This is a genomic window from Mucilaginibacter sp. A5337 (assembly GCF_059690695.1).
This window is the reverse complement of the sequence record NZ_JCAWEC010000002.1, coordinates 905,921-919,949: the sequence shown is the minus strand read 5'-3', so window position 1 is coordinate 919,949 and position 14,029 is coordinate 905,921. Positions and strand designations below refer to the sequence as shown.

At 41.4% G+C, this 14,029-nt stretch carries 11 protein-coding genes; 8 read left to right on the top strand and 3 right to left on the bottom strand.

From position 1 onward, the window contains the following. Window positions 1-241: 241 nt before the first annotated feature. From AC59JO_RS08650 to AC59JO_RS08625, 6 genes are all read left to right on the top strand, one after another. Window positions 242-775: a sigma-70 family RNA polymerase sigma factor gene (locus AC59JO_RS08650; protein WP_497304725.1), complete on the top strand. Its 534-nt coding sequence runs from the start codon at window positions 242-244 to the stop codon at window positions 773-775. A gap of 36 nt (window positions 776-811) precedes the next feature. Then, complete coding sequence (locus tag AC59JO_RS08645) at window positions 812-1,957, top strand: FecR family protein (protein ID WP_497304723.1); 1,146 nt, start codon at window positions 812-814, stop codon at window positions 1,955-1,957. A 237-nt stretch (window positions 1,958-2,194) separates the two neighbouring features. After that, a complete protein-coding gene (locus AC59JO_RS08640) occupies window positions 2,195-5,683 on the top strand; it encodes a TonB-dependent receptor (protein WP_497304721.1) in 3,489 nt (1,162 codons plus the stop codon). 20 nt (window positions 5,684-5,703) lie between these two features. After that, a complete protein-coding gene (locus tag AC59JO_RS08635; RefSeq protein ID WP_497304719.1) occupies window positions 5,704-7,680 on the top strand; it encodes a RagB/SusD family nutrient uptake outer membrane protein in 1,977 nt (658 codons plus the stop codon). 39 nt (window positions 7,681-7,719) lie between these two features. Then, entirely contained in the window at window positions 7,720-8,925 is a 1,206-nt protein-coding gene (locus AC59JO_RS08630) for a DUF5000 domain-containing lipoprotein (protein ID WP_413667870.1), read from the top strand. A 39-nt stretch (window positions 8,926-8,964) separates the two neighbouring features. Further along, window positions 8,965-10,209 (top strand): DUF4998 domain-containing protein, encoded by a 1,245-nt coding sequence (locus AC59JO_RS08625; protein WP_413667871.1) that lies wholly within the window; start codon window positions 8,965-8,967, stop codon window positions 10,207-10,209. A gap of 81 nt (window positions 10,210-10,290) precedes the next feature. Here AC59JO_RS08625 and AC59JO_RS08620 read toward each other — a convergent pair whose 3' ends face one another. Together AC59JO_RS08620 and AC59JO_RS08615 are read right to left on the bottom strand one after the other, a co-directional pair. After that, window positions 10,291-11,499: an MFS transporter gene (locus AC59JO_RS08620; protein WP_413667872.1), complete on the bottom strand. Its 1,209-nt coding sequence runs from the start codon at window positions 11,497-11,499 to the stop codon at window positions 10,291-10,293. Between the two features lie 77 nt (window positions 11,500-11,576). Then, a complete protein-coding gene (locus tag AC59JO_RS08615; protein ID WP_413667873.1) occupies window positions 11,577-11,852 on the bottom strand; it encodes an ArsR/SmtB family transcription factor in 276 nt (91 codons plus the stop codon). A 233-nt stretch (window positions 11,853-12,085) separates the two neighbouring features. On the opposite strand from AC59JO_RS08615, the gene AC59JO_RS08610 reads away from it, so the two are divergent. Beyond that, complete coding sequence (locus tag AC59JO_RS08610; protein WP_413667874.1) at window positions 12,086-12,394, top strand: hypothetical protein; 309 nt, start codon at window positions 12,086-12,088, stop codon at window positions 12,392-12,394. A 9-nt stretch (window positions 12,395-12,403) separates the two neighbouring features. Here the strand turns inward: AC59JO_RS08610 and AC59JO_RS08605 are convergent, their stop codons facing one another. Continuing rightward, window positions 12,404-12,877 (bottom strand): Lrp/AsnC family transcriptional regulator, encoded by a 474-nt coding sequence (locus AC59JO_RS08605; protein ID WP_090525447.1) that lies wholly within the window; start codon window positions 12,875-12,877, stop codon window positions 12,404-12,406. 148 nt (window positions 12,878-13,025) lie between these two features. On the opposite strand from AC59JO_RS08605, the gene AC59JO_RS08600 reads away from it, so the two are divergent. Next, a complete protein-coding gene (locus AC59JO_RS08600; RefSeq protein ID WP_497304715.1) occupies window positions 13,026-14,021 on the top strand; it encodes an NAD-dependent epimerase/dehydratase family protein in 996 nt (331 codons plus the stop codon). The last annotated feature ends 8 nt before the right edge of the window (window positions 14,022-14,029 follow it).

Sequence of the window (14,029 nt, the reverse complement as noted above, 5' to 3'; positions counted from 1 at the left end):
TAACCTTTTCAAAACTGATGGCTGTCCTCCCTCAGAATTCTCCATCAGTTTTTTAGCTGTAAATACAGCTTCTTGAAAGTGGAAAGGCTCAGAAATGCCCCTGTTTAGAACTCGTAGTTTTAATGACGATGATTTTTTTAATAAATTTTTAATAATTGTTGTTTTGACAATAAAAGTTTTTACATTTAGCTTTCTTTAGATAGCCCAACCTATTTAATTATAAACCAGTTAATACAACTTCATGGAAATTTTGAACGATGCTCATATTATTGAGCAATTAAGATTAGGGAACAAGGAGGCCTTTGAGGCTGTATTTAAAAAATACTACAAGTTGCTTAATGTATCGGCTTTTTACATTTTACAGGACGAAATGGAAGCCGAAGATACTGTTCAGGGTTTTTTTATTGATCTTTGGGAAAGGCAATTATATACCAATATTAATTCGTCACTAAAGGCTTATTTAACTACGGCGATTCGTAACCGTTGCCTGAAAAAAGTTGAAAGCGAATCACGTGCGCAAAAAAAATTAATTGATTATAAATACACACTTACCGAAATAGAGGAGGAAGAAGAGGTTCCATTGCCCGAAATTTATCCGGAAAAAATACTGGCCGATTTATCGATGCAACGGATGCAGGCTTTTACCCTGGTACATTATGAAAATAAAAAATATAAAGATGCTGCCCTTGAAATGGGCATCAGCATAAATTCATTGAAAACTCATTTAAAACTGGCGGTAAAAACTTTAAAAGCAGGGTTGAAAAGTGCTAAATAAGTTCACCCTTTTATCCTTAATGAGGTCTTATATATAATGACATACAATAAAGCGTATTTTCAGGAACTAATAATTGAGCAAATTGCGGGCGCGATAAGTGAAGAAGACAGCCATTTGCTTAACGAAGCCATACAAAATGATCCCAGGGTTAAACAACTGTGGGATGAAATGCAGCAGACATTAACATCAAATAAAGCCCGGTCGTTTTTTAACAATATTGATGAAAATAAGGCATGGGATAAAATTAAGCCCGAAATAAAACCATTAACACCTGTTAGCTCCCATCGGGTGGAGATAATGAAATGGATGTCTGTGGCGGCTTTATTATGCATTGCCTTTACCGCAGGATATTACTGGCGAAAAATGCCCGTTAATGAAGTTGCTGTGGCTTCAAAGAATATCAAAGCACCGGCCATTGAACTACAAATGGCAAATGGGCAACATATCGATCTGTCCGACACCTCAAAAAGGGTAATCAATATACCCTTTGCGCATTTGAAAAAGGGGGCTAACGGGCTAAGTTACCAGGTAGATAATAACAAGAACGAGGAATGGAGCACGCTCGTTATTCCTTCAAAATTAAATTACAAGATTGTACTTTCCGATGGTACACAGGTTTGGTTGAATTCGGTATCAAGCCTGCGTTTTCCGTTTTCATTTTTAGGTAAAACCAGGGAAGTGTACTTAACAGGTGAGGCATTTTTTAAAGTTGCAAAAAATGCTGCTCATCCCTTCATAGTTCATACCGGCCAAACGGATGTTAAAGTTTTAGGTACAAAATTTAACGTAAATACCTACAAGCCAGATGAAACAGTAACATCTTTGGTTGAAGGTTCGGTATCAACAAGCGGTTTGGATAAGCAAAAAATGCTTTTACAGCCAGGCTACCAGGCGGTTTATACTTCGGGAAGCGGTTTTCGGGCCCAACCATTTGATTCTTCTGTCGAGTTGGCCTGGATGAATGATATTTATTATTTCCACAACACTAAACTACATGACATAAGCGATGTGCTACTGCGCTGGTTTGATGTAAAAGTTGTTTTCGATGATCCTGGTACAGCCGACGAAACATTTAGTGGCGCTATTCAAAAAAACAAGCCGGTTGATGTTTTTATTCAAAATATTAAAGCGTCTGCCGGAGTTACGGCTGTTTTAAAGGAAGGGGTTTTACATATCAGGTAACTTATTCTGTCTCGGATTAAATCATAATTCATTTTAGATTTTTTTAATGCTTGATTTCAAGCGTACGGGAATTTATTGGCGTTGACTAATTGAGCTTTTGATTTTTAATGCTTTGATACACTGTCGATTGTAGTCTTTTGGATTTTGTAATAAAAAAAATACATTTTTTTCTGTTCCCGTTCACCCGTTTCGTCAGGATGCGGTCTTATAGAAAACCAAATCATAAACCCAATAAGTATGGATAGAATTTTATTCAACCGGCGGCTTATACTGCCTTTTATTTTTCTTTTATTGGTAACCCGGTACAGTGCGGTACAGGCACAGGCTACGGGGCCAATAACACTTAAAAAGGCCAATATTAGTTTGGCCGAAGTATTTAAATCGATTAAAAAGCAAACAGGCCTAACTGTTTTTTATAGTAACAATCTTTTAAATGACAAGGAACTTGTTACTGTTGATTTTAAAAACGCAGAGCTGAAAGAAGTTTTCAGTGTTCTTTTAAAGGGAAAAAATCTAAACTACGTATTGCGCGACCAGCTCATTGTTATTGAAAAAAGTGAACCAGCGCCTGTTGCCCCTCCATTAAAAAAAGAGCCTTCGGTGCCTCCCGTACCCAAAAAGGTACAAGGCGTTGTTTCGGATGACAAAGGACTTACGCTACCCGGTGTAAGTGTTAAAGTTAAAGGAACTATGAACGGTACACAATCAGATGTAGACGGAAAGTATACCCTTAATCTAAAAGAGGGCGGAAGTACAATTATTGTTTTTTCATTTGTAGGATCAAAATCGCAGGAGTTTGATCTTGCAAACTATACTCCATCAGCGGGCGGCGTTTATAGAATTAATGTGCAAATGGGGGCTGATAAAAATGCACTTGAAGAAGTAGCCGTAGTTGCTTACGGTACGCAAAAAAAAACAAGTCTTGTTAGCTCTATCACTACTGTAAACCCAAAGCAACTAAAAGGGCCGTCAAGTAACCTTACCACCATGCTTGCAGGTGTTGTGCCCGGCATGATCTCCTATCAAAGAAGCGGTGAACCTGGTGCTGATAACGCCCAGTTCTTTATAAGAGGCGTAGGGACTTTCGGTGCAGGTAAGGTTGACCCATTGATATTAATTGATGGTATTGAATCGAGCACCACCGATCTGGCAAGACTTCAGCCGGACGATATATCAGGCTTTTCGGTATTGAAAGATGCTACAGCTTCATCATTGTATGGTGCGAGGGGTGCAAACGGCGTTATATTGGTAACCACTAAACGTGGCGACGTCGGCGCTGTTAAGTTCAATATCCGGGGTGAAAACTCAACCTCATCTAATATTAAAAACATTGATCTGGCTGATAATATTACGTACATGACACTGGCTAATGAAGCTGTGCTTACCCGTAACCCTCTGGGTATTTTGCCTTACTCGCAAAATAAAATAGATCATACAGCCAAAGGTGATGATCCGCTGCTATATCCTAACAATAATTGGATTAAGCAGTTGATCAAAACCAAAACCAATAATCAAAGGTATAACATGAACGCCAGTGGCGGGTCGGAAAAAGCTAAGTACTATCTGGCCATGACCTACAATATCGACAATGGCAACCTGGCCGAGAACAGCCTTAATAATTTCAGCAATAACATTAAGCTGCAATCATACTCTATTTTATCAAATACCACTTTAAACCTTACTAAAACCACTGAGGCCGTAGTAAGCTTAAAGGGGCAGTTTGATAGTTATCACGGGCCCATTAATGGCGGCGGTTACACTTTTTTAAATGCTTTGTGGAGCAACCCGGTAGCATTTCCGGCTATTTATCCTGGTAATTTGTTACCGTACGCAAGTCACCCGCTTTTTGGTAATGCGCTTATACCCGGCGGCGGCCTGTATATGAATCCGTATGCGCAATCTCTATCAGGCTACCAGACTTCAAATACAAGTACATTGACAGCGCAGTTAAACCTAAATCAAAAACTTGATTTTATTACTCAGGGCTTATCAAGCAGGGTAATGGCGTACACAACCCGTTATTCGTACTTCACAGTTTCACGTCAATACAGCCCTTACTACTACCAATCAAATGTAATTAACGGGCAATTTAATGGTTTAACTTTACTTAATAGCGGAGCACAAGGCAGTGTAGGTGCCATACCAACCGAGTATTTAACTTATAGCCCCGGAGGCAGCATTTCCAACTCAACTACATATATTGAGGCGGCAGTAAATTACAACCGCACATTTGGGCAAAAACATGCTGTTAGCGGTCTGTTAATTGGCACCATGCGTAATTATCTTACCGCTAATGCGCCAACGCTCCAACTATCCTTACCGTCACGAAATCAGGGTGTATCGGGCAGGTTTACTTATGGTTATGATAACCGTTATTTGGTTGAGTTTAACTTTGGCTATAATGGTTCCGAACGTTTTGCAAGCAATCACCGTTTCGGCTTTTTCCCTTCTGTAGGTGCCGGTTGGGTTGTATCGAACGAGAAGTTTTTTGAACCATTGCTGTCAACTATCGATAATCTTAAATTCAGGTTTACCTATGGTTTAGTAGGTAATGACCAAATCGGCTCGAGTAATGACCGTTTCTTCTACCTCTCAGATGTTAACTTAAATAACGGCTCGAACGGTCAGTTCGGTACTAACTACACCTACAGCAGGCCGGGTATAGTAACCAACCGTTATGAAAACCAAAACATAACCTGGGAACAATCAAGGCAAACCAATATAGGCATGGATTTAACGGTGGCTAAAAACTTTACTTTAACTGTAGATGCCTATCAGCAAAAACGCGATAATATCCTGATGGTACGCAGCACCATACCTACCTCGATGGGTTTACAGGCCAATATATCATCAAATGCCGGCAAATCATCCAGCAGAGGTATTGATATAGCCATGGATTATAAAAAGAACTTTAGCAATTCATTTTGGGTTCAATCGCGTGGTACGCTTACTTATTCTAAAAGCAAATTGTTAAAAAATGAAGAGCCGGTTTATGGTAATGACCTTAAATACCTTAGCCGGGTTGGCAACTCATTGAGCCAGATCTACGGCCTTCTTGCCGAGCGGTTATTTATCGATGATAAAGATGTTGCCAACTCGCCGGTTCAAAGCTTTGGCGATTATAAAGCGGGCGATATCAAATACCGTGACATGAATGGCGACGGTAAAATATCCAGTTCGGACGTTGTGCCGATCGGGTATCCGATTGTACCCGAAATTATCTACGGATTTGGCTTTTCTTTCGGTTATAAGAATTTCGATATCAGCGCGTTCTTCCAGGGATCTGCACGCTCGTCTTTTATTATAAACTCGGCGGATATTTCCCCTTTTTACCTCGTTAACGGTTTGCAGCCTAACGGCCTTAATACTGGTAACCAAAGCGGGCTTTTAAGCACGATAGCTAACGACCACTGGTCGGAAGATAATCGTAACCCCTATGCCTTTTGGCCGCGGTTAAGTACCAACATACAAGGTAATAACACCCAAACGTCTACATGGTGGCTGCGCAACGGATCATTTGTGCGCCTTAAATCAGCAGAACTTGGGTACAATTTTACCAAGAACCAGCTTAAGTTTATCCATTTGAGCAGTGCCCGTATTTACCTGAACGGCCTCAACCTGCTAACCTTAAGCAGCTTTAAACTTTGGGACCCGGAAATGGGAACATCAGGCCTGGGCTATCCAATTCAAAAAGTATTTAACGTGGGCCTAAGGGTCGAATTTTAAAAGCTTTCAAATCACTTTATATGAAAAGTAATTTTATACAAAAAATTAAGGATTCAGTATTAAGTCACGCACCTAAAGGGTATATCTCTTTTGTGATGCTGGCCTTAATAATGATTGTTCCGATATCATCCTGCAAAAAGTCATTTCTGGATGTTGTTCCTGATAACGTATCAACAATAGCTAATGCTTTTGTTTCAAAAACAGAGGCAGAAAAATACCTGTTTACCTGCTATTCATACCTGCCTACAGAAACCGACCCTACTTATAACGTTGGTTTAACTGCCGGCGACGAAGTTTGGGTAGAAGACCCTGCAAATCACATACGGTCAACAAACGTTTTGCAGTTACCAAGAGGATTTCAAAACTCATCAGATCCTATTGCCAACTACATGAATGGTACCAGGGATGCTGCTGCAAACTATAAGGCTATTCGCGATTGTAATGTTTTTATTGACAATGTAAGTGATCAAACCAAAGTGCGCGACCTTGATATCGACACACGTGAACGTTGGATTGCCGAAGCCCAGTTTTTAAAAGCTTTTTACCATTTCCAGTTGTTCAGAGCTTATGGCCCGATACCTATCATTGATAAAAACCTGGCTATTGATGCGCCTATTGATGAAATTAGGGTAAAGCGCCGTCCGGTTGATGAAGTGGTGAATTATATCGCCGATCTGTATGATAAGGCAGCTGCAAAATTGCCTTTAACAATCCGTAATGAAGGAAGCGAGCTTGGGCGCGTTACCAAAGCGGCAGCTTTGAGTATGAAGGCAAAATTGCTGGTAACAGCAGCAAGCCCGCTGTTCAATGGCAACCCTGATTATAGCTCATTTAAAAATAAAGATGGCGAGCAGCTTTTTAACCCGGCTTTTAGTGTTGAAAAATGGCAGCGAGCTGCAGATGCCTGCAAAACGGCCATAGATTTCTGCGAATCACAAAATATCAGTTTATACACTTTTCCTGCGCCAACAAATCCGCTTAGCGACACTACCATGACGCAGATGAGTATCAGGAACGCAATGAGCGAAAAATGGAATAATGAATTGATATGGGGGCTAACTGCCAATAACAACATTAATTATAATTCATTTTTCCAGTCGATGTGTGCTGGGCAGTATGATTTTAACAATGCTGATGCTGCGAAATCGGCAAACCGCCCGTTGCTTGGCCCTACCATAAAAATGGCCAAAATGTTTTATACAAAAAATGGTGTGCCAATTAACGAAGATAAAACGCTTGATTTTAGCGACATAGCGCAACTAAAGGTTGGTACACATGCAGATCGGTTTAACATCAAGGAGGGCGAAACCACTGCAAGGCTCAATTTTGACAGGGAGCCTCGTTATTATGCCGATCTGGGATTTGACCGCGGTGTTTGGTATATGGCCAACAGCCCAACCAAAACTGATGAGAATACCTGGTGGCTGAAATCGCGCGGTGCCGAAGTAGGCCAGTCTTCGCCAATACCTATTGCCGGTTTTTATATGAAGAAAGCGCTGAACTGGCACTACGAATGGGCAACTGTTACTTACATCAACTATCCATGGCCCGAAATGCGCCTGTCTGATCTGTATTTACTTTATTCAGAAGCGCTGAACGAAGCACAGGGCCCTGTAGCGGATGTGTACACCTATGTTAATCGTATTAGGGCAAGGGCAGGTTTGCCTACCGTTCAACAATCGTGGTCAAATTACAGTATCAATCCAACTAAATATACTACTAAGGATGGTATGCGCTCAATCATTCAGCGCGAACGTAGCCTTGAACTTTGTTTTGAAGGGCACCGTTTCTGGGATTTGCTGCGCTGGAAAACTGCCGGTGTTGAGCTTAACGGAAACGTAACAGGCTGGTCAATTAGTGAAAACTCGCCCGAATTGTATTATCGCGAACGTACCATTTATTCGAGGCATTTCGTGATCCCGCGTGATTATTTATGGCCGATACAGGAAAGCGACCTGCTGGTTAATCAAAACCTGGTGCAAAACCCTAACTGGTAAATGCATAGCAATAATATGTTTAACACAAAAAGCATTAACATGGAAACAAAGAAACTACAAGCTGTTTGGTGCATATTGCTATCGATGATAGCCATAGCAGGATGCAAGCAGGAATCACTTAATAAACCAACTATAACAAATAATAATGGCCCCGGAGTTGTAAGTAATGTACAGGTGCAAAACCTGAATGGCCAGGCCACTTTAACATATTCGCTGCCGAGCGATAATGATCTTTTTTATGTAAAAGCTGTTTACGAAACCTCGCCGGGCAAAACGCGTGAGGTAATAGCCTCACATTATACCAACAATTTAACTGTTGATGGCTTTGGCGATACGTTAGCGCATGTGGTAAAATTATATGCTGTTAACTCCAGCGAAAAGGCTTCGGCACCGGTTTCGGTTACAGTAAACCCTTTAACCCCGCCTTTTTTACTTGCCTTCCGTTCGCTTAAGGTAACACCAACATTCGGCGGTTTTAATGTAACCTGCGATAACGCAGCTAAAGATAACCTTGCTATTGTGCCCATGGTTGATACTGCCAATAACGGCCAATACGTACAACCAAAGGGCATGGATAACATTTACAGTAACAGTGTTTTGATAAAGGCTGCAGTAAGAGGCCAGCCTGCCATTGAGCGCAAGTACGCATTTTTTGTAAGGGACAGGTTTTTAAATAAATCCGATACTTTATTTTTAAAGTTTACACCGTTTTATGAGGAACAGTTTTCGAAAGCAGATTGGTCTGTTTATGCATTGCCTGGCGATGCTACTAACCTGTATTCATATACCGATGTAACCAAGATTTTTGATGGAAACTTTACCGGTGGCTGGCCAAATTGCCTTTTCACAGTTGAAAGTGCTGGTAGCCCGCAAATGGTTACTATTGATCTTGGCAAGCAGCGGGTATTCAGTCGTTTTATATTGAATCCTTTCATCGAGATCGGTAATGTTTATTATGTAAGGGGTAACCTGCGCGACTTTGAAATATGGGGATCAAACGCGCCAAATGTGAATGGCGCCCTTGATGCCTCATGGACAAAACTGATAACCTGTAATGTGGTAAAACCATCTGGCTCACCATCAGGTACGGAAACTGCTGCCGATTATAATTACGCCCATGACGGATGGGGATTTGATTTCCCGGCCGGGCTAAGCGGTTACAGGTACCTTAGGATCAGGAGCCTGCGCAACTGGACAGGATCGTACTTTATGAGTATCAGCGAGTTTACCTTATTTGGAAAGTAGTAAAATGTGCGGAAGCTTTCTTTCAATTTAATTTCAATTATGAAACCATATAAAATCATATCATACTATCTGTTAATGTTAACGGCTTTCATCATGAGCGCCTGTACTAAAATGGATGATTACAAAAAGAAATATGAGCCCAATGGCCCTATTATATACCCCGGTAAACTTGATTCGGTGCAGGTATTTTCGGGCAGGAACCGTGTTTTGTTGACCGGTTTGTTTACATCAGATCCTAAAATTGTAAAATATAAGGTATACTGGAACAGTAAACAGGACTCGATAGTAACCCCTGTAACCCGTACATCCGGGGTTGACACGGCGAAATTGTTTATACCCAATTTACCAGAAGGTGTCATGACCTTTGAAGTTCGCACTTATGATGGCGAAGGACACGTATCTATTCCGGTTACCCTTGCAGGCAATGTTTATGGCAGTTTATATCAGAGCTCGCTGATTAATCGTGGTATTGCCAAAGCCGAACTTCAAACGGATGGCTCGGCCTTAATTAACTGGGCCGATGTAAACGCCGATGACGGATTGCAGTCGATGGAGATCAAATATACAGACGCTTCTAACAAACAGCATGATACGCTCATTGTTTCATTGCCTTCAGGGTTAAGTACATCACTGCCTAAATTTAAAGCAGGTGGTGTTATCAGTTATCGTACCTCATTTAAACCTAATAAGACAGCTATTGACACCTTCTATACAGATTTCCAGGATCACAGTGTTAAGGCCGATGTAACCAGTATTTACCTCTCAAATACGGGGCCTTTTCAGCGAAATACCTATGATGGTCGCTGGGGAACGCTCGCTGCGCCATGGATAACCAATGCTGCTGCCAAAAATAAAGACGGAGGAACAAACGGTGGTTACAGCTCAGACGGAGGAGGAACCATTAACTGGGAAACATGGAACAATACCCCTGTAGTGGATGGTATAGTTTACCAGGCTACATCTTCAGCGCTGCCAGCCGGCAATTATATAGTTTCATTTGATTCTTACTCAGAAGTACAATCAAATTCATCTGTTTATTGCGTAGCTGCGGCAGGAAATGGTATCCCTGTACTTGCAAACCTTTCTACCGCGTTGGGATCTGTAAATATGTATAACGGCGCAAAAGTAGGTACAACCAGTCCAAATTCGAGAGAAGTAAAAACTTTCACGTTCACACTTACTTCACCACAAGTGGTGTCGATAGGATTTTTGGGCAACCTGGTAGGCAATGGCAATCCGGGCAATTACTTTACGGTATTTAATATCAAATTATTTAAAAATTAAGAATGCTAAAAAGAAAGGCCCTGATACTAATCAAGGCCTTTCTTTTTTTATAATACCTTAGTTCGCTATTGAGCTGATCGATCATTCGCAAACTGCCATTTGTACAGCTTCGGGTTCCGGTATTTCTTCAATGTTTTCCGATGCTGCTTTCTTTGAAATACTTGCTTTAATAAAGCTCATACCAAATGCAAGTAAAAGCAACGGTACCGTCATCCAAATTACTTGTTGAATGCCATAATGGGCAATCACAAAGCCACCGAGTAAAGTGCCCAGCGTAATGCCTGCATTAAAAAAGGAGGGAAGCAGGCTGTTTACAAAGTCGAGCGCAGGCTCCTGAATGCCGTGGGTGAGCTGTATGTTGGCAGCCAAAAATCCCCCGGTGTGTATAAATCCCCAAACCGAGAGAATAATGACCATCGGAATAAAATGTCCGCCAAACTGATAAGCTAATATATGGGTTGCAACCAATGAAAGTAAAAACAGGCGTGTGGTAAGTATTACGTTTTTGCTAAGGGCAATACCCATAAACCAGTTGCCAGCAATACCTGTACCACCAAATACCAGCAGCATAATACTGATCTGCGCCCCACTCATGTGCGATACTTTATCAAGATATTCGGCAAGATATCCGTAGGTGGCAAACATACCCGCCAGTATAATGGTTGAAGCCAGTAATTTAACCCATAAATGTACATTTCGCAGTAATTTTACCTGGCTTTTAGGGCTTGCCAATTCTTCATTAACAGGCATTGACGGTGAGAAAAGCGCCAATGCACCAAAAGCCAGTAAGTTTACAATAGCTGATACAACAAAGGAAGCCCTCCAACTAAAAAGATCGGCCATGTAAGTGGTTAAAGGTACGCCAAGCACTGTTGCTACACTTAACCCCGCCATAACTATAGAAATGGCTTTAGGGGCATCTTTAGGCCCCGCCTGTTTGGCAGCGGCAGTCATAGATACAGCCCAGAATACCGGGTGTAAAAATGCCGGTAATATGCGGGCTATCATCAACACTGTAAAGTTTGGCGCAACTGCCGATAATAAATTAGAAATAACAAATATTCCCAATACCAGGCACATTACAAATTTGCGGTTGAGGCGGGCGGTGAGCATATTAGTAAACGGCCCGGCAAGCGCCACTGTTAATGCAAAGGCGCTAAGCAACCATCCTGCTGTATCAATTGAAATATGAAACTCTTTTACAAGGTCGGGGAGGATGCCTATAACCCCAAACTCGGTAGTGATTATACCGAATGCGCCCAGCGCCATAATGTAGATTGATTTATTCATAAGTAGATGTATTTAAATATTTAAATGTTTCGATGTTTTATGTCCTGAAAATTAAATTTTATCGATAAAAACTAATTTTAACCTTTTAAATCGTTCAACGAAGCAATGTACTCGTCAAGTACTTCCTGATTTAGTACGTATTTGAGGTTCCGGCCTTCCTTTTGCGGTAATAACAAATCGGCATCAACCAATTGTTTAAGGTGATGTGAAACGGAAGGCTGGGTAAGGTCAAGAAGATCGTTCACCTCGGCGCAATACAAACAATCCTTCCTCTTTTTAAACTGTTGTAAAATAGCTATCCGGTTTGTGTCACTCAGCGCCCTGGATATTTTTTCTATTTTTTTATTGTCCATTATCTTTTGCTTCAGATGATATTTAATCAACGTTGGTAACGCAAAGGTAGAATAATATTAATACATAGAAATGTTTCTATGTATTTAAAACACTGTAATGACAATATTAAAGGCAGGTACAGTTGCTAATTGAACGGGAAGATCTGGCAGAGCTTAAAATTTGTCACAAATGCCCCTGTTGCTTGGCGCGTTTGCCTGTTTAATGCAGGCGGTATTTAATGTAGCTTCATGATATGAAAGTAGTAAGAGTACAATATACCACACGCCCCGGGTTTGTGGCAACCAATCAACGCAACATAGCTGCCATTGTTGAAGAGTTGAAAACCTTAAATCATCCCGGCATAAAGTACACCGCGTGGCTATTGCCCGACGGTAAAACATTTATGCATTTCGATCAGTTGGAAAATGAGGAAGCTCACCTGGTGCTACAGGGATTGGCTTCCTTTCATAAATTCGCCACCGAACTTGAAGCCAGCGATTTAGAGGTTGAACCTAAGCTTGAACTGCTTGAGCTGGTTGCCTCAACAGAATCTTATTTTTGACGATTTGAACTACTGCTTCCCGATAGGTAATGCCGTTTCGGTTTTTGCAGCTTTCATTACCAGTTTGGTTTCTACCTTACCAATAGCGACGACCGCGAAAAGTCGGTTCATCAAAAAGTCATAGTATTCTTTGCGGTCTTTTACAGTCACCTTAAGGATAAAGTCAAAATCGCCTGTAAGGTGATAGCATTCTAAAACCTCAGGTAGTTTAATGATTTCGCTTTCAAAGTGGCTTAAGCTGTGCTGGCTATGGTCTTTTAGTTGCACGTGTGTAAAAGTCATGAAATCAAGCTCCAGCTTTTCATGATCAAGCACCGCAACGTATTTTTTAATATAACCGCGTTCCTGCAACGAGCGGATGCGGTTATTGATAGGCGTAGTGGTTTTGTTGAGCTTAAGGCCTATTTCCTGGCCGGTAAGGCGGGCATTTTCCTGCAAAAGCTGAAGTATGCGGATATCAGTTTCGTCGAGTTGGTTGAGCATAGGAGTTATAAAAACTAAAATGGAAGCTTTAAATATTTGTCAAAAGTTTTACAAACTGTTTTTTAATGTAAAAATAGTTTGCAAAACCAAATTTTAAGTACTCTATGGATTATGAGTTTGTGAATATACAATTTTACATCATAATACTATGGAATATCAAAAAAAACAACTATCAGCTGTAATCCTCGTTACCGGCGCCTGCGGGCAGATTGGTACGGAGCTCGTTGCCACTTTAAGAAAGGTTTACGGCCGGAAACAAGTAATTGCTACCGATTTGCATGATGCCACAGCAATATCTGATCAGCAGCGGCCGTATCATCAGTTAAATGTATTGGATAAAGATGACCTCGAAAGCCTGGTTGTTACTTATGGCGTAACTCAAATTTATCATTTGGCGGCTACTTTATCTGCCAAAGGAGAGGAAGCCCCGCTTAAGGCATGGCACCTGAATATGCAAAGCCTGCTTAATATATTGGAGGTAGCTAAAGATCATAAATTAGATAAAGTATTTTGGCCAAGCAGCATTGCTGTATTTGGCCCGTCAACAGCCCGTAAAATAAGTCCGCAGGATGCTTTGCTTGATCCTCAAACAGTTTACGGTATCAGTAAAGAAGCTGGCGAGCAGTGGTGTGCTTATTACAGGGAGCACTACGGATTGGACGTGCGCAGTCTGCGCTATCCAGGGTTAATCAGCTATAGCGCTCCGGCTGGTGGCGGCACTACGGATTATGCTGTGGCCATATTTCACGAAGCTTTACAAAACGGATCTTACGAATGCTATCTGAACCCGGATACTGCATTGCCTATGATGTATATGGATGATGCGGTAAGGGCTACACTCGAGCTGATGAATGCACCCAAGGAAGCCCTCAAAGAGCGCGGCGCTTACAATATAGGTGCATTAAGTTTTACTCCTGCCGAACTTGCAATAGCGTTGAAAAAGCATATCCCCGACTTTACTATCAGCTATAATGCAGATAAGCGCCAGTCCATCGCAAATTCATGGCCGGCCGGCGTTGATGACACTATGGCAAGGCATGATTGGAACTGGCAGCCAGAATACGATTTGGCAGCAATGACTAAAGACATGTTTGATCACCTGGAGCCGGTTTATAAAAACAGCAATGCAGCAACTATGAGTTAAACGAAGGC

What these genes read in the sequence shown, in the direction of transcription:
- AC59JO_RS08640 (WP_497304721.1), top strand. Translation starts at nt 2,195, where the DNA reads ATGGATAGAATTTTATTCAACCGGCGGCTTATACTGCCTTTTATTTTT.
- AC59JO_RS08615 (WP_413667873.1), bottom strand. Translation starts at nt 11,852, where the DNA reads ATGGACAATAAAAAAATAGAAAAAATATCCAGGGCGCTGAGTGACACA.
- AC59JO_RS08620 (WP_413667872.1), bottom strand. Translation starts at nt 11,499, where the DNA reads ATGAATAAATCAATCTACATTATGGCGCTGGGCGCATTCGGTATAATC.
- AC59JO_RS08605 (WP_090525447.1), bottom strand. Translation starts at nt 12,877, where the DNA reads ATGCTCAACCAACTCGACGAAACTGATATCCGCATACTTCAGCTTTTG.
- AC59JO_RS08635 (WP_497304719.1), top strand. Translation starts at nt 5,704, where the DNA reads ATGAAAAGTAATTTTATACAAAAAATTAAGGATTCAGTATTAAGTCAC.
- AC59JO_RS08610 (WP_413667874.1), top strand. Translation starts at nt 12,086, where the DNA reads ATGAAAGTAGTAAGAGTACAATATACCACACGCCCCGGGTTTGTGGCA.
- AC59JO_RS08650 (WP_497304725.1), top strand. Translation starts at nt 242, where the DNA reads ATGGAAATTTTGAACGATGCTCATATTATTGAGCAATTAAGATTAGGG.
- AC59JO_RS08600 (WP_497304715.1), top strand. Translation starts at nt 13,026, where the DNA reads ATGGAATATCAAAAAAAACAACTATCAGCTGTAATCCTCGTTACCGGC.
- AC59JO_RS08645 (WP_497304723.1), top strand. Translation starts at nt 812, where the DNA reads ATGACATACAATAAAGCGTATTTTCAGGAACTAATAATTGAGCAAATT.
- AC59JO_RS08630 (WP_413667870.1), top strand. Translation starts at nt 7,720, where the DNA reads ATGGAAACAAAGAAACTACAAGCTGTTTGGTGCATATTGCTATCGATG.
- AC59JO_RS08625 (WP_413667871.1), top strand. Translation starts at nt 8,965, where the DNA reads ATGAAACCATATAAAATCATATCATACTATCTGTTAATGTTAACGGCT.